The 16,387-nt window shown below is 66.2% G+C and carries 12 protein-coding genes; 9 read left to right on the forward strand and 3 right to left on the reverse strand.

Going from position 1 to position 16,387, the window contains the following annotated elements:
- The first annotated feature begins 279 nt into the window (after positions 1-279).
- From H8B03_RS09315 to H8B03_RS09350, 8 genes are all read left to right on the forward strand, one after another.
- Entirely contained in the window at positions 280-1,425 is a 1,146-nt protein-coding gene (locus H8B03_RS09315; RefSeq protein ID WP_193141461.1) for an acyl-CoA dehydrogenase family protein, read from the forward strand.
- Positions 1,425-2,474, forward strand: coding sequence for an enoyl-CoA hydratase/isomerase family protein (locus tag H8B03_RS09320; RefSeq protein WP_193141462.1), 1,050 nt, complete (start codon positions 1,425-1,427; stop codon positions 2,472-2,474). The genes H8B03_RS09315 and H8B03_RS09320 overlap by 1 nt, the downstream gene beginning before the upstream one ends.
- Complete coding sequence (gene mmsB, locus H8B03_RS09325; protein ID WP_193141463.1) at positions 2,471-3,349, forward strand: 3-hydroxyisobutyrate dehydrogenase; 879 nt, start codon at positions 2,471-2,473, stop codon at positions 3,347-3,349. Before H8B03_RS09320 ends, mmsB begins: the two co-directional genes overlap by 4 nt.
- 157 nt (positions 3,350-3,506) lie before the next feature.
- Positions 3,507-4,385 carry an SMP-30/gluconolactonase/LRE family protein gene (locus H8B03_RS09330; RefSeq protein WP_193141464.1) on the forward strand — a complete coding sequence of 293 codons (879 nt, stop codon included), beginning with the start codon at positions 3,507-3,509 and terminating at the stop codon, positions 4,383-4,385.
- 139 nt (positions 4,386-4,524) lie between these two features.
- Positions 4,525-7,842 (forward strand): endonuclease/exonuclease/phosphatase family protein, encoded by a 3,318-nt coding sequence (locus H8B03_RS09335; RefSeq protein WP_193141465.1) that lies wholly within the window; start codon positions 4,525-4,527, stop codon positions 7,840-7,842.
- 136 nt (positions 7,843-7,978) lie between these two features.
- Positions 7,979-8,746, forward strand: coding sequence for a hypothetical protein (locus H8B03_RS09340; protein ID WP_193141466.1), 768 nt, complete (start codon positions 7,979-7,981; stop codon positions 8,744-8,746).
- 30 nt (positions 8,747-8,776) lie between these two features.
- Positions 8,777-9,883, forward strand: a complete 1,107-nt coding sequence (locus tag H8B03_RS09345) for a helix-turn-helix domain-containing protein (RefSeq protein ID WP_193141467.1) — start codon at positions 8,777-8,779, stop codon at positions 9,881-9,883.
- 221 nt (positions 9,884-10,104) lie between these two features.
- Positions 10,105-11,682: an inorganic phosphate transporter gene (locus tag H8B03_RS09350; RefSeq protein ID WP_319022460.1), complete on the forward strand. Its 1,578-nt coding sequence runs from the start codon at positions 10,105-10,107 to the stop codon at positions 11,680-11,682.
- Positions 11,683-11,689: 7 nt separating this feature from the next.
- Here the strand turns inward: H8B03_RS09350 and H8B03_RS09355 are convergent, their stop codons facing one another.
- The gene (locus H8B03_RS09355; protein WP_193141469.1) at positions 11,690-12,448 is read right to left on the reverse strand and encodes an NAD(P)-binding domain-containing protein; all 759 of its coding nucleotides are present in this window, start codon (positions 12,446-12,448) and stop codon (positions 11,690-11,692) included.
- Positions 12,449-12,523: 75 nt separating this feature from the next.
- Between H8B03_RS09355 and H8B03_RS09360 the strand changes: the two genes are divergently transcribed.
- Complete coding sequence (locus tag H8B03_RS09360) at positions 12,524-13,690, forward strand: pyridoxal phosphate-dependent aminotransferase (RefSeq protein WP_193141470.1); 1,167 nt, start codon at positions 12,524-12,526, stop codon at positions 13,688-13,690.
- Between the two features lie 92 nt (positions 13,691-13,782).
- Here the strand turns inward: H8B03_RS09360 and H8B03_RS09365 are convergent, their stop codons facing one another.
- Positions 13,783-14,520, reverse strand: a complete 738-nt coding sequence (locus H8B03_RS09365) for an SDR family oxidoreductase (RefSeq protein ID WP_193141471.1) — start codon at positions 14,518-14,520, stop codon at positions 13,783-13,785.
- A 25-nt stretch (positions 14,521-14,545) separates the two neighbouring features.
- The gene (locus H8B03_RS09370) at positions 14,546-16,327 is read right to left on the reverse strand and encodes an IlvD/Edd family dehydratase (RefSeq protein WP_193141472.1); all 1,782 of its coding nucleotides are present in this window, start codon (positions 16,325-16,327) and stop codon (positions 14,546-14,548) included.
- Positions 16,328-16,387: the final 60 nt, after the last annotated feature.

The following is a 16,387-nucleotide window of genomic DNA, read 5'->3' on the forward strand; positions in this document are numbered from 1 at the left end:
ATGTCGTAAAAGGACATAGGGCATCTGGTTAAGACAGGGTGCCCGAGAAAGCCGTTTGAAAACCCTTGGTTTTTCCCTTTGGGCGGGACAAACGTAGCGGGCGGATCGCGCGTTGTGGTCTTTGCCAATGCCGGTGCAAGCCCCGTGGGCGGGGCGCGCGAAGTGTCGCGGACGGGGGTATTTGCAAGCTTTCGGGGGGATTCGCCGCCAAGAAGGCGTTTGACAGTGATTAATTGAACAGTTGTATATAAACGCGCACGGCACAGGGAGACGGCAGTCATGGATTTTTCGCTGAGCGAGGAACAGCAGGCTATTTTCGACATGGCGCGGGAGTTCGGCGCCGAGCGTATCGCGCCGCTGGCGCGGGACTGGGAAGCCGACGGCACCATCCCCAAGGACCTGTGGCCGGAACTGGCCGCCCTTGGCTTTGGCGGGCTATATGTCTCGGAGGAGCAGGGCGGGTCAGGCCTGACGCGGCTGGATGCGACGCTGGTGTTCGAGGCGCTGTCGATGGCCTGCCCGTCGGTGGCGGCCTTCCTGTCGATTCACAACATGTGCGCGGCGATGATCGACAAGTTCGGCAGCGACGAGATGAAGGCGCGGGTCCTGCCCAAGGCGCTGACCATGGAAACCGTGCTGAGTTACTGCCTGACCGAGCCGGGATCGGGGTCGGATGCCGCGGCGCTGAAGACGCGGGCGGAGAAGACCGATCAGGGCTACCGGGTGACCGGCACCAAGGCCTTCATCTCGGGCGGCGGCTATTCGGACGCTTATATCGTCATGTGCCGCACCGGCGAGGCCGGACCGAAGGGCATCTCGACGGTGCTGATCGAAGACGGTGTCGAGGGGCTGAGCTTTGGCGGGCTGGAAGACAAGATGGGATGGCGCAGCCAGCCGACGCGGCAGGTGCAGATGGATGACGTGGCGGTGCCCGCACACAACCTGCTGGGCGAGGAAGGCAAGGGCTTTCGCTATGCCATGGCGGGGCTGGACGGCGGGCGGCTGAACATCTCGGCCTGCAGCATCGGCGGTGCGCAGGCGGCGCTGGACGCAACGCTGGCCTATATGGGCGAGCGCAAGGCCTTTGGTAAATCCATCGACCAGTTCCAGGCGTTGCAGTTCCGGCTGGCCGACATGGAGATCGAGTTGCAGGCGGCGCGCACCTTCCTGCGGCAGGCGGCGTGGAAGCTGGACACCGGCGCGCCCGATGCCAGCAAGTTCTGTGCCATGGCCAAGCGGCTGGTGACCGAGACCGGAAGCCGGGTGGCCGACCAGTGCCTGCAGTTGCACGGCGGCTATGGCTACCTGGCCGACTATGGGATTGAAAAGCTGGTCCGCGATTTGCGGGTGCACCAGATCCTGGAAGGCACCAACGAGATCATGCGCGTGATCGTCGCGCGGCAACTGCTGGAGGCACGCGGCTGATGGCCGACATCGAGATCCGGGTCGAGGGCAAGGTCGGGCGCATGACCTTCAACCGGCCCAAGGCGCTGAACGCGCTGACCTACAAAATGTGTCTGGCAGTCGAGGACGCTCTGGACGCCTGGTGCGAGGATGATGCCGTCGCGCTGGTGCTGATCGACGCGGTGGGCGAGCGCGCCTTCTGTGCCGGGGGCGACATTCAGGAAATGTACGACACCGGGCGGGCCGGGGATTTCGCCTTTGGCCGCCGGTTCTGGCGCGACGAATACCGCATGAACGCCAAGATGTACGAATACCCCAAGCCGGTGGTCAGCCTGATGCAGGGCTTTACCATGGGCGGCGGGGTCGGGGTCGGCTGCCATGCCTCGCACCGGGTGGTGGGCGAAACCAGCCAGGTCGCCATGCCCGAGGTCGGCATCGGGCTGGTGCCGGATGTGGGCGGCTCGATGATCCTGGCCAATGCGCCGGGGCGGTTGGGCGAATACCTGGGCACCACGGCCTCGCGGATGGGACCGGCGGATGCGATCCTTGCCGGTTTTGCCGATGTCTTCGTGCCGCAGGACCGCTGGCCCGATCTGACGGCGGCCCTGTTGGCAGAGGGCGACGTCACCGTGCTGGACGGTTTCGTGGCGCAGGCCCCTGAAGGCGCGCTGGCCGCGCAGATGGATCAGATCAACGCCCATTTCGGCGGCGAGACAATCGGCGACATCAAGCGGTCGCTGGTGGCCGACGGCGGCGACTGGGCGGCAACGGCCCTGCGGGCGGTCGCGCGCAACTCGCCGCTGGCGGTGGCCTGTGCGGTGGAAATGGTGCATCGTCTGCGCGGTGTGGGCGATATCCGCCGGGCGCTGGATCTGGAATACCGCTTTACCCATCGCGCGATGGAGCACGGCGATTTCATCGAAGGCATCCGCGCGGCGATCATCGACAAGGATCGCACCCCGCGCTGGCGTCATGACGGGATCGACGCCGTGGGCGGGTTGGAGGTGGTGCGGATGCTGATGCCGCTGGGCAAGGATGCCCTGACATTCGAAAAGGAAGACATCGCATGAAAATCGGGTTCATTGGCCTTGGAAACATGGGCGCGCCGATGGCGGCCAATCTGATGAAAGCGGGCCACGCGGTGACCGGCTTTGACCTTGTGGCCAAGATGCCGGACGGCGTGGCGCGGGCCGAAACCGCGGCTGCCGCCGCCGAGGGGCAAGAGGTGGTCATCACCATGCTGCCCAACGGCGCCATCCTGCGCGCGGTGGCCGAGGAGGTTCTGCCGGGCATGGCGGCGGGCTCGGTGCTGCTGGATTGCTCGACCGTGGACGTGGACAGCGCCCGCGCGGTGGCGGACCAGGCCGAGGCGCGCGGCGTGCTGGCGCTGGATGCGCCGGTGTCGGGTGGCATCGGCGGTGCTGCGGGCGGCACCCTGACCTTCATGGTCGGCGGCAGCGACGCCGCCTTCGCCATCGCCGAGCCGCTGTTCGACATCATGGGCCAGAAGGCCGTGCATTGCGGCGCCTCGGGCGCCGGACAGGCGGCCAAGATCTGCAACAACATGATCCTGGGCGCCACCATGGCGGTGACCTGCGAAGCCTTCGCGCTGGCCGACAAGCTGGGTCTGGACCGGGGCAAGATGTTCGACGTGGTGTCGACTTCGTCGGGCTACAGCTGGTCGATGAACGCCTATTGCCCGGCGCCGGGGGTGGGACCGCAGTCGCCTGCGGACAACGACTACAAGCCCGGATTCGCCGCCGAATTGATGCTGAAGGATCTCAGACTCAGCCAACAGGCCGCCGAGGCCGTGGACGCCGACACCCCCATGGGACAGCGCGCGACCGAGCTTTATGATGCATTTGTCACACATGAAAGCGGTCAAGGCCTTGATTTTTCGGCGCTTCTGCCAAGATTCTCGGCCAGGGGGCGGGATCGGGGCTAGGTTGACAGCGCCTTGGTGCTGGGTATTTGTTCCCGCGGGGTCAGGAGGCTATTCTTGATTCACAGGAAACAGCGCGGAACAACGGATTGGCCAGACAGCAGATCATGACTTCGCGGGCGTCTGCCCTGGGATCACCGCATTCCGGGGGACGGCCGGCGTGAGCGCGCCGCTGCAAGCGCGCCTTCTGGTGGACTGCAAGGCCGGTCTGGGCGAGGGCGTGCAATGGCATCGCCAGACCCGCCGCGTGTATTGGACCGATATCGACGGCAACATCCTGTGGTCGGCCACCGAAACCGGCGAGTCGGTGCGGCAGGTGGCGCTGGACGCCCCCTTGTGCGATTTCGCCTTCACCCCCGATGGCAACATGCTGGCCGGTTTTGCCGATGCGCTGTGCTGGCTGGATCCGCGCACCGGCGTGCGCCGGGTGATCGAAACTTACATGTCCGGCAATCCCGACACCCGGATGAACAATGGCGCGCTGGATCGGCAGGGCCGTTTCATCATCGGCGGCATCCATACAGCGGGACTGGAGCCCGTCACCCCGGTCTGGTCGATCAGCCGGGGCCGGGTGCGCCCGATCCTGACCGAGGTCGGCTGCGCCAGTGCCACCGCCTTTTCGCCCGATGGCACGCGGATGTATTTCGCCGACAGCCGCGGCCCCGACATTCTGGCCTATGACTATGACACGGTGACCGGAATGCCACGCGATGCCCGGATCTTCGCGACGCTGGAGCCGGATGAGGGCGCGCCCGATGGCGCCTGCGTGGATGCGGAAGGGGCCCTGTGGACCGCCTGTTTCGGCGGCGGTGTGGTGCAACGCTGGCTGCCCGACGGACGCCGTGACCTGACCGTGCGGCTGCCGGTGCCGAATGTGACCTGCTGCGCCCTTGGGGGCATGAAGATGCAGCGGCTGTTCATCACCACCGCCCGATCCGGGATGAACCCGGACGATCTGGACAAGACCCCCGAGGCCGGCGGGCTGTTCGCGGTGGATGTTCCGGTCAAGGGATTGCCCGTGGGCACCTATCGCCGCTGATCGCGGTTTTGCCGTACGGGTTTCCTGCGTGGAAAATATCACGCATGTTCTTCACAGAAGATTAAAATTGCGTTCATAATGGCGGCACAGCACTAATTGAATGTCACCGGCAGCTTCATTGCCCTTGAGGAGATTCACGATGTCCACCGTTCTGATCAACGAAATTGAGCCCAACCCCTTTGGCTCCGATCCGGCCAATGTGATGGTCGAGATCCTGGGCACACCGGGCAGCAGTTTTTCCGGCTTCCTGTATTCGATCGAAGCCGATTTCGGCCTGCCGCAATCGGTCGACCGCAAGGCCGCCATTTCCGGCACCTTCGATGTGAACGGCCTGTTGAGCGTCAGCATCCCCGATCTGGAAAACCCCAGCTTCACGCTGGTGCTGAGCGACGCCACCGCAATGGCCAATGTCGGGGACAGCTATACCGGGGCCAATGCGTCGATCTTTGGCAATGTGCTGGACGCCATCGGTATGCCCGACAGCACCGCCGACGAAGCCTTCGTGCAGGGTGCGGCCCTGGGCGGGGCGGATTTCGCCTATACCGGCGATGAGCCGAAGCTGATCTTCCGCGATGGCGTCTCGCGCGCGTGGTTCGCGGTCAACGACCCGGATTTCGGCGAAGTTATCGACATTGACGGCAACTCGGTCGATCCCAGCCTGTTCGACGTCAGCCCGCTGGTCGGCACCACCTTCGGCGCGCCCAACCCGACGCAGGGCACCGGCGGTATCGCCATCATCAACGAGATCGAGCCCAATCCTTTCGGCAGCGACCCGGCCACCGTGTCGGTCGAAATCAAGGGGGTGGCGGGCACCAGTTTCTCGGGGTTCCTGTATTCGATCGAAGCCGATTTCGGCCTGCCGCAATCGGTCGACCGCAAGGCCGCCATTTCCGGCACCTTCGACGGCAACGGGCTGCTGACCGTCAGCATTCCCGATCTGGAAAACCCCAGCTTCACGCTGGTGCTGACCGACGCCACCGCCACGGCCAATGTCGGGGACAGCTATACCGGGGCCAATGCGTCGATCTTTGGCAATGTGCTGGACGCCATCGGTATGCCCGACAGCACCGCCGACGAAGCCTTCGTGCAGGGTGCGGCCCTGGGCGGGGCGGATTTTACCTATACCGGCGATGAGCCCAAGCTGATCTTCCGCGATGGCACCACCGATGACTGGTACGCGCTGAACGACCCTGATGGCGGCAATGTGATCGCGCTGGATGGCACGGTTCTGTCCGGGTCCGACTTTGACAGCGATCCGACCTCGGCCGTCAACAGCTTCGGCGCGGTCAACCCCAGCTTTACCGGCGGCGGCGGCACCGGCCCGACCCTGACCGCGATCTATGACATCCAGGGCAAGGCCCATACGTCTCCCATCCTGGGAACTGCGGTGATGACCTCGGGCATCGTGACGGCGGTGGACACCAACGGCTTCTACCTGCAGGACGCGGCGGGCGATGGCGATGTGGCCACCTCGGACGCGCTGTTCGTCTTTACCGGCAGCGCGCCGGGGGTCTCGGTCGGCGATGAGTTGAACGTCTCGGGCACGGTGTCGGAATTCACGCCGGGCGGCAGCAGTTCGGGCAACCTGTCCACGACGCAACTGTCCAGCCCGTCGATCACCCTGCAAAGCAGCGGCAACGGGCTGCCCGCGGCCACGGTGATCGGGCAAGGCGGACGGGTGCCGGTCACCGGCAGCATCGACGACGATGCCTTCACCAGCTTCGATCCCGATCTGGACGGCATCGACTTCTTCGAAAGCCTTGAAGGGATGCTGGTCACCGCGCAGGATCTGCTGGCGGTCAGCGGCACCAACCGCTTCGGAGAGATCTTCGCCGTGGTCGATCAGGGGGCTGGCGCCACCGGGCTGAGCGTCCGCGACACGCTGAACATCGCCGCCGATGACTTCAACCCCGAGAAGATCCAGATCAACGCCGACAGCGGCATCCTCAACTTCGCCTTCCCGCAGGTCGACACCGGCGCGCTGCTGGGCGATGTGACCGGGGTCATGGGCTATGGTTTCGGCAATTTCGAGATCTACCCGACCGCCGATTTCACCCCGCAGATCACCGCCTCGGGGCTGACCGCCGAGACCACGACGCTGACCGGATCGGAAACCCAGTTGACGGTGGCCAGCTACAACGTGCTGAACCTCGATCCCGAGGACACCGATAGCGACGCCGATGTGGCCGACGGGCGCTTCGACGCCATCGCGGCGCAGATCGTCGCCAACATGGCCGCACCCGACATCATCGGCCTGCAAGAGGTGCAGGACAACAACGGCACGCTGGGTGGCACCGGCACCGGGGTGACCTCGGCTGATGTGACCTTGCAGATGCTGGTGGATGCGATCACCGCGGCGGGCGGGCCGACCTACAGCTTCATCGACAACACGTTTATCGGCGAGGATCAGTCTGGGGGCTTCCCCGGTGGCAACATCCGCACCGCGTTCCTGTACAACGACGCGCGGGTTGATCTGGTGGCGGGTTCGGTGCAGGCCGTGGGCAGTCAGGCGCCGGGGCAGACCTTTGACGGCGCGCGCCTGCCGCTGGCGGCGGATTTCACCTTCAACGGCGAAACCGTGACCGTGGTGAACAACCACCTGTCGTCCAAGGGCGGCTCGGCCCCGATCATGGGCACCTCGCAGGACTTCGGGGCGCGGCAGGAGGACATCACCGTCAACGGCTCGCTGGATGAACGCCGGGCGCAGGCGCAAGAGGTCAATGACTTCGTCGATACCGTGCTGGCGGGCGATCCGGGGGCCCATGTGGTGGTTCTGGGCGACATGAACGAGTTCGAGTTCGTGTCGCCGCTGAGGATCATCGAAGGCAGCCAGACGCTGGATGCGGGCGATCCCACCAAGGATCCGATCACTGTGCCCGAACAGGTGCTGTACAACCTGACCGAAACCCTGCCCGAGGTCGAACGCTACAGCTATGGCTTCCAGGGCAACAGCCAGTCGCTGGACCACATTCTGGTCAGTGGCGGGCTGCAGGGCGGGGCCGAGTTCGATGCGGTGCATGTGAATTCGGAGTTCGCCGAAACCGCGTCACGGGCTTCGGACCATGATCCGCTGGTGGCGCGGCTGACCATTGCCAATACCGCGCCGCTGAACCTGGCGGGTTGGCGGCAGGACGACACCCTGCAGGGCGGGGCAGGCGATGACACCGTGCGCCTGCGGTTCGGACAGGACACCGCGACCGGCAACGCGGGCGCCGATACCTTCATCTTCGACGCCCGGCGGATGCAGGACGGCGATTCCCATGTGATCACCGATCTGGACTTCAGCCAGGCCGACCGGTTGCAGTTCAACTTCTATGGCCCGACCAAGGTTTTCGCGACCTCCGACGCCGAGCTTCTGGCGCTGGACATCGAAGACTGGATCGACGTCAGCGCGGCGGGCAGCGGCTATGCCCTGACGCTCTACAATGGCGGCGACTCGGTGAGCGTGCTGGTCTGATCGACGGACCTTTCCGACCGCGGGGGGCGACCCCCCGCGGTTTTTTTTGCAGGCTTTGGGGCCGAGGATTAACCCTGTTGCAAGACCGCCTGTCCTATCGAGGTTCCCGACCGAACCGCAGATGGGAGCGTAAATCGTGCCACAGTTTCTTCGCCCGGCCGGGGGCCGGATCCTTTCATCCCTGGCGGCGGGGCTGCTGGCCCTGACGGTGGGCGGTCAGGCCGCCCGGGCCGGAACCCTGACCGTCATGGGCGATGTGAATGCCGGGGTCGAGGCCAACCAGCCGATGTTCGACAACCTGCTCGGGCGCGGCAACACGGTGGTGATCGCCCGCGAGCGGGCGCAACTGGGCCGCTTGCAGGACCACATCAACGCCCAGCCGGGCCAGACCGCGACGGTGGTGGCGGGACCGGTGACCTCGGCCCTGCTGTCGGGCGTCGATCTGCTGATCCTGACCGCCTTTTACAACGGGGCGCTGGTCTATGCGTTGCCCGAGCAGGAGGCGATCCGGGATTTCCTGTTCGACACCGGCAATGTGATCGTGGTGGCCGAGGCTTCCAATGCGACAGTGCTGACCGGCTATAACGCCTTGCTGGCGGGCATCGGCGCCACGATCTCTTATACCGGCGCGCGCTATGATGATTTCGGCACGGCGACCGGTCTGCCCAACCTGCCGGTGACGCAGGGCGTGACCGGTTTCGCGCTGAACCGCTACAACGGGCTGTCGGGGGGAACCGCGGTGGTGCGGACCGTCCTGGGCACAGCGGTGGCGCAGCAACGGCTGGGCATCACCGCGCCGGTGCCGCTGCCGCCGACGCTTCTGGGGCTGGGCGGCGCGCTGGCGTTGCTGTGGCCGCTGGGCTGGTTCCGGCGCATGGGCGGGACGATGCGCGGCAAGCGTTGAACTCCGCTGCCCGCGTCGTAAGGTGGGGGCATGGCCTTGCCCCCCGATCCTGACGCGCCGATCCCGGACGATCTGACCCCCACCAGCCCCTATGACGAGGGCGGACCGGAGGAGGAAGACCTGTGGTTCATGCCGACGCCACTGGACGAAGATCCCGCCGACATGCCCTGGGCCGCGCCGCGACAGACCGGCCCCGACTTGCGCGCCGGATCCTGGGCGCAGGCGCAGGCGGATCTGTCGGACCCCCTGGCTCGGGCGGCCCTGGCCCTGGGCGCGCTGGACGAACGGGTGCGGATCGGCCCCGGCGGGTTGCGGCAACGGCTGATCTGTTCGGAAGTGGCCGAACTGTGCTGGCATCTGGGAGACCGGGTGACGGTGGACCGGCTGGCGCTTTATCTGGTGCTGCGGCTGGCCGCGGTGGGCGAGGATGCCTCGGTTCTGGCCCGCGCCGCCTGGGCCGTGCGGCGGCTGGATCGCGGTGGCGACCTGCAGGCCGATCTTGAGGATCTGCCCGGGTTTCTGGGCCGCGCCCGGCGCGATGACAGTCTGGACATCGATCTGAGCGTGCGGCCCATGGGGTCTGAATTCGACGCACTGGCGCAGGATTGGCGCACCGAGGTCGACAGCGGCAAGGGCCTGCATCCCCTGATCCGTGCGGCCCTGGCCTGGCACGGCTGGCGGCGGCGCGGGCTGTCAGGGGAAAATGCGCAACTGGAAGGCGCGGTGATGGCGGCGCGGCTGGGCGGGCAGGTGCTGCGCGCGGGGGGGCTGGGATTCGTGCCGCTGGCCATGGGCAGCGGCAGCGCCCTGACCGGGGTTGGCGATGCCCGCGACCGTCTGGCGGCCTGGTTGCGCGGCATCGAACAGGCCGCCCTGCGCGGGTTGATGGAGGCCGACCGGCTGAGCCGCTGGCAGGCGCTGGCTGTCGAACGCACCGCCGGCATGTCGGGCCGCACCCCGAAACAGCTGGTCAACGCGCTGATGGCCTGGCCGCTGGTCTCGGCGCCAATGCTGGAAAGCGAAACCGGCGCGTCGCGCGCCGCGGTGCAGCGCAACATGCTGCGGTTCGAGGATCTGGGACTGGTGCGCGAGGTGACCGGTCAGTCGCGGTTCCGGTTCTGGCGGCTGGAGATGTAGCCGCACCCGCGGGACTTGTTCTGAAGACTCTCTTAACTTCCGGAATGCGACACAAATGTGTCGTATAATTGATACAACCGGCATCGCGCGCGGCCCGCCATGACACATCTCAAATCCATTTTGTGAGCGGTCTGCGTAAGGTCGCGCCGCATTGAGTCGATTCCGGTCCAGATGCCCTGCCAGGGTCTGCCGGAGCGATGGCGCTGACGGGGGTGTGGGCAGTGAAGGTCAGAGACTATCTAAAGATAGAAAGCGCGGCGGATCTGAGCCGGTCCGAAGTGGGGCGACTGGGCACGGCGATCCTCTTCATCGTGGCCGTGATGATCTATGCCGGCACCAAGTTCGCCCATGTGGAGCAATCCTACCTGCTGGTCGCCGCGGCGGTGATCGGGGCCTATATGGCGCTGAACATCGGCGCCAACGACGTGGCCAACAACGTCGGTCCGGCGGTCGGCTCCTTCGCCCTGACCCTGACCGGCGCCATCGTCATTGCGGCGGTGTTCGAGGCCGCAGGCGCCATCATCGCCGGCGGCGACGTGGTCAAGACGGTCAAGAAGGGCATCATCGACCCCGAAGACATCCCAGATTCCATCACGTTTGTCTGGGTGATGATGGGGGCGCTTCTGGGCGCGGCGATCTGGCTGAACCTCGCCACCTGGCTGGGTGCCCCGGTCTCGACCACGCATTCCATCGTCGGCGGCGTCATGGGCGCGGGGATTGCCGCGGCGGGCTGGGACATCGTCAACTGGGATTCCATGGGCAAGATCGCGCTGAGCTGGGTGATCTCGCCGGTAACCGGCGGCATCGTCGCGGCGCTGACGCTCTACTCCCTCAAGCGACTGGTGTTCTACAAGAAGGATCCCCTGGAGGCGGCGAAATCCGTGGTGCCGGTGATGATCGCCATCATGGCCTGGGCCTTCACCACCTACCTGTGCCTGAAGGGCATCTCCAGGATCGTGTCGATTTCTTTCCCGGTGGCGGTCATGCTGGGGCTGGTGGCGGCACTGCTGACGTGGGTGATCGTGACGCCGATCATCCGGCGCGCGGCGCCGCATCTGACCAGCGACCGTGCTGGCGTGAACCGGCTGTTCACGCTGCCGCTGATCTTCGCCGCGGCGCTGCTGAGCTTTGCCCATGGCGCCAATGACGTGGCCAACGCGGTGGGTCCGCTGGCCGGGATCGTGGATGTTCTGACCGAGGGCGATGTCGAGGGCGGCGGCAGCGTCTCCATTCCGCTGTGGGTCATGGGCATCGGCGCGCTGGGGATCTCGGTCGGGCTGGCCCTGTTCGGCCCCAAGCTGATCCGCACGGTGGGGTCCGAAATCACCGAGTTGGACCGCTCGCGCGCTTTCTGCATCGCCCTGTCAGCCGCCATCACCGTCATCATCGCCAGCCAGCTGGGGATGCCGATCTCGTCGACCCATGTGGCCCTGGGGGCGGTGTTCGGCGTCGGGTTCCTGCGCGAATTCCTGGAAAAGCGGATGCACAGCGTGGTCGAAAACGTCTTGGCCCAGCACCGCGGCGACCAGAATTTCGAAGAGGTCGAGCGGGTTCTGCGCGACTTCGAGAATTTGCCGCCGGAAGCCAAATCCGACATGCTGGACCGGTTGAAGCAGATGGGTGCCGAGGCCGTCATCACCAAGGCGCAGCGCAAGGAGTTGCGTCAGGCGCTGAAGCGGCAACTGGTCAAACGCTCGTCGCTGCTGAAGATCGTGTCGGCCTGGATCATCACCGTGCCGGTGGCGGCCTTCCTGGCCGGGCTGTTCTTCTTCGCCCTGCGCGGCATGATGCTGCCCTAGGCCCCGCCTAGCGGGTGGCCAACCCCAGCCGGGGCCGCAGCCCGTCCATGGCGTCGATCAGGGTTTCGGGCACCCCGGCCTGCGCCATCCGCGCCCGCAGGGTGGCGTTCAACCCGCCCTCGGTGGCCAGGCTTTCCAGCAGGCCCAGGAAATGATGACCCGATCCGTCGGGCGACATGTAGCCCTTGAACAGGGCGGCCACATAGGCTTCGGCCCCGGCAGGATCGCCGGTTTCCTCGGCCAGCCAGGCCGACCCGAGGGCGAGGAGTTCCAGCAGCGGGGCGCTGAGCGCGCTGGCGGCGAAATGGGCGTTCAGCGCTGTTTCGCTGTCCACCGGCAGGATCAGGTTGCGCGGGCCGAAGATCTGACGCAGTGCCGCGCTTTCGGGATACACCGGCAACGGACAGCCGCCCTGTTCGATGAAGGGCATCGGGATGGTCAGGGCGATGTCGGGGACCGGCGCACACAGCCGGTGCAGATCGGCCAGCGGCACATCCACCATGACCGAGATCACCGACTGGTCCGCGCGCCACGGCAGCTCCGCCAGCACCTGCCGCGCCACCCTGGCCATCAGGCACAGGATCACCACCTCGCTTTGGGCGACGACCTCGTCATTGGGATGCACCGAGACTTCGGGCAGGGCGGCCAGTTCCGCCGCAACATCGGCGTTGCGATCGCTGACCCGGAGGCGATGGCCCTGGCCGGCCAGCGCGCGCACCATGCAGGCGGCAATCTCCCCGGTGCCCAGAAAGCCGATGGTGGCCATGGTCAATCTCCCCCTTTTCCTTTGATCCAGAAGGGGGCATTGGTGGCGCAAACGCAAGGCAGGAAACAGGGGAGCATGATGATCAAACTGGCACAAAGTGCGGCGCGGCTGGGCACCGAGTCGGCCTTCGAGGTTCTGGCGCGGGCCAACAAGCTGGCCGCCGAGGGGCGCGACATCATCAACCTCGGCATCGGCCAGCCGGATTTCCGCACGCCCGAGCATATCGTCGAGGCCGGCATCAAGGCGCTGCGCGACGGTCATCATGGCTATACGCCGGCCAACGGCCTGCCGGTGCTGCGCGAGGCGGTGGCCGCCGATCTGCACCGTCGACATGGGGCCGAGGTCGACCCCGATTGCGTGGTGGTGGTGCCCGGCGGCAAACCCACCATGTTCTTCGCGGTGATGCTGCTGGGCGAGCCCGGTGTCGAGATCATGTATCCCAACCCGGGCTTTCCGATCTATGAAAGCGTCATCCGCTATTCCGGCGCGACGCCGGTGCCGATCGCGCTGGAGGAGTCGCAGGGTTTCGCGTTTTCCGCTGAAGATGTGCTGGCGCAGATCACCCCGGCGACCCGGCTGATCATCATCAACTCGCCCGCCAACCCCACCGGCGGGGTCACGCCCAAGGTCGAGATCGACAAGTTGGTGGCGGGGCTGGCGGACTGGCCGGACGTGGTGCTGATGTCGGACGAGATCTATTCCCAGATGCTGTACGGCGGCCGGTCGCATGTGAGCCTGCTGAGCTATCCCGAGATCCGCGACCGGCTGATCCTGCTGGACGGCTGGTCCAAGACCTATGCGATGACCGGCTGGCGGCTGGGCTTCGCGGTCTGGCCGAAGGCGATGGTCGATGCGGTGACACGGCTGTGCATCAACGACCATTCCTGCGTCAATGCCGCGGCGCAATACGCGGGGCTTGCGGCGCTGACCGGACCGCAGGATGCGGTGCGCGACATGGTGGCGAAATTCGACGAACGGCGGCAGGTGATCGTGGCCGGGCTGAACGCGCTGCCCGGCGTGCGCTGCGCCGATGCGGGCGGCGCCTTCTATGCCTTCCCCAACATCGAGGGCACCGGTCTGACGGCGCGCGAAGCGCAGGACCGGTTCCTGACCGAGGCCGGGGTGGCGACGGTGTCGGGCACCAGTTTCGGCAAGTTCGGAGAGGGGTTCGTGCGGTTTTCCTATGCCGCGAGCCTGGAGCAGATCACCGAGGCGCTGGCGCGGATCGGCAAGATCCTGTAGCCGCCCTGCGGGCGGGATTTCTTGCCTCAGGCGGGAGTATTTTTGCCAAGAAGAAGGGCGCGTCGACGCACGAACGCAGCCGGGCGCCGGGGTCAGCCGCGGCCGATATAGGGCATCGCGGTGGCCATGACGGTCATGAACTGAATGTTGGCGTCCAGCGGCAGGCTGGCCATGTGCAGCACCGAGCGGGCGACGTTGTCCACATCCATCAGCGGTTCGGCCATGGTGCGCCCGTCAGCCTGTTTCAGGGCCCCGGCCTTGGGGGCGATCATCTCGGTGCGGGCGTTGCCGATGTCGATCTGGCCGCAGGCGATGTTGTAGGGGCGGCCATCGAGCGAGATCGACCGGGTCAGCCCGGTGATGGCGTGTTTCGAGCAGGTATAGGGCGCCGAGCCCCAGCGCGGCACATGCGCCGAGATCGAGCCGTTGTTGATGATCCGGCCCCCTTGCGGGGTCTGGTCCTTCATCAGGCGGAAGGCCGCATGGGCACAGATGAAGCTGCCGGTGAGGTTGATGTCGATCAGGCGGCGGAAGTCGGCGACCGAGAGATCTTCGAAGCTGGTGCCGATGATCGAGACCCCGGCATTGTTGAACAGCGCGTCGAGATGGCCCCGGTGCTGATGGGCGCGGGCGAAATTAGCCGCAACGGCCTCTTCGTCGGAGACATCGCAGGGCAGGACAAGGGCTGTGTCATGGCCTGCGGCCACGCCTTCCAGGGCTGCGGCGGTGCGGCCCACGAGGCCCACCTTCCAGCCTGCGTTCAGAAAGGCGGTGGCGCAGGCCTTGCCGATGCCCCGGCCCGCGCCGGTGATGAGGATGGATCCGGTCATCTGTGTCTCCGAAGTCTTGGCTGGTCTAGTGATTGTCGCGTGGAAGGTCGCGGGCGACCTTGTGATAGGCGGTGGCCAGTTCCAGGCAGCCGCCCTCGGCCAGTTGGCCCACATGGGTACGGTAGATTTCTTGCCACGGGGTCTGGTGATGCAGTTGGGGCGGCGTCCAGGCGGCGCGGCGGGCGGCCCAGTCCTCCTCGGACACCAGCGCGTTCAAGCTGGAGGTGTTGAGGTCCAGCCGCACCCGGTCGCCGGTTTGCAGCAGCGCAAGGCCGCCGCCGACCACGCTTTCGGGGCTGGCGTTCAGGATCGAAGGGCTTTCAGAGGTGCCCGATTGCCGGCCGTCGCCCACGGTCGGCAGGTGGTTGACGCCGGCTCGCACCAGCGCGTCGGGGGGCAGCATGTTGACCACCTCGGCCGAGCCGGGATAGCCGACGCAGCCGACGCCACGGATGAACAGGATGGTGCGGTCGTCGATCTCCAGCGCCGGGTCGTTGATCCGTTCGTGGTAATCCTCGGGGCCTTCGAAGACCACGGCGCGGGCCTCGAAGATGTTTTCCTGCCCCGGTTCGGACAGGAAGCGCGCGCGGAAGTCCTTTGAAATCACGCTGGTCTTCATCAGGGCGCTGTCGAACAGGTTGCCCGACAAGACAAGGAAGCCCGCGTTTCCGCGCAGCGGAGTGTCGTAGGGGCGGATCACCTCGGTGTCGGTGCTGCGCGCATTGCCCAGGGCCGCGGCCATGGTGGTGCCGGTGGCCGAGTGCGCGTCTGCGTGCAGACGGCCTGCCGCCAGCAGTTCGCCCATCACCGCCGGCACCCCGCCAGCGCGGTAAAACCGTTCGCCCAGATAGGCGCCGGCGGGCTGCATGTTGACCAGCAGCGGAATGTCGAAGCCGACGGTTTCCCAGTCCTTCACGGTCAGCTCCACCCCGGCATGGCGCGCGATGGCCTGAAGATGCGGCGGCGCGTTGGTGGAACCGCCGATGGCGGCATTGACCAGAATGGCGTTTTCAAAGCTTTCACGGGTCAGGATGTCGGAGGGTTTGAGATCCTCCAGCACCATTTCCACCGCCCGCCGTCCGGTTTCATAGGCCATGGCCATGCGTTCGCGGAAGGGGGCGGGAATGGCCGCGTTGCCGGGCAAAGTCATGCCCAGGGCTTCGGCCATGGCGTTCATGGTGCTGGCGGTGCCCATGGTGTTGCAATGGCCCAGCGAGGGCGCCGAGGCGCAGACGCGGCTCATGAATTCCTCGTAGTCGATGGCGCCTTCGGCCAGCAGGCGGCGGCTTTCCCAGACGATGGTGCCGGACCCGGCCAGCTTGCCGTCCCACCAGCCGTCCAGCATCGGCCCGCCGTTCAGCGCGATGGCGGGGATATCCACGGTGGCCGCACCCATCAGCATCGCCGGTGTGGTCTTGTCGCAGCCGGTGGTCAGGACCACCCCGTCGATGGGATAGCCGTGCAGCACCTCGACCAGCGACAGATAGGCCAGGTTGCGATCCAGCGCGGCGGTGGGCCGCTTGCCGGTTTCCTGGATCGGGTGCACCGGAAATTCCATCGGGATGCCGCCCGCGTCGCGGATGCCCGCCTTGATGCGATCCATCAGGAAGACGTGGATCTTGTTGCAGGGGGCCAGGTCGCTGCCGGTCTGGGCAATGCCCACCACCGGGCGGTCGCCTTGCAATTCGCCGCGTGTGTATTCCTGGTTCAGATAGCGCTCGATATAAAGCGCGGTCATGCCGGGATTGTTGGGATTGTCAAACCACTCTTGCGAACGGAAACGGCGTTTGGCGCGGGTGTCGCTCATGGGTCTTCCTCGGTCTGCGGGCACCCCTCAGGGGTGCCGGAAAATGCCGCGATGTGCCAC

This window comes from Meridianimarinicoccus sp. MJW13 (genome assembly GCF_014901205.1).
Lineage (GTDB): Bacteria > Pseudomonadota > Alphaproteobacteria > Rhodobacterales > Rhodobacteraceae > Meridianimarinicoccus.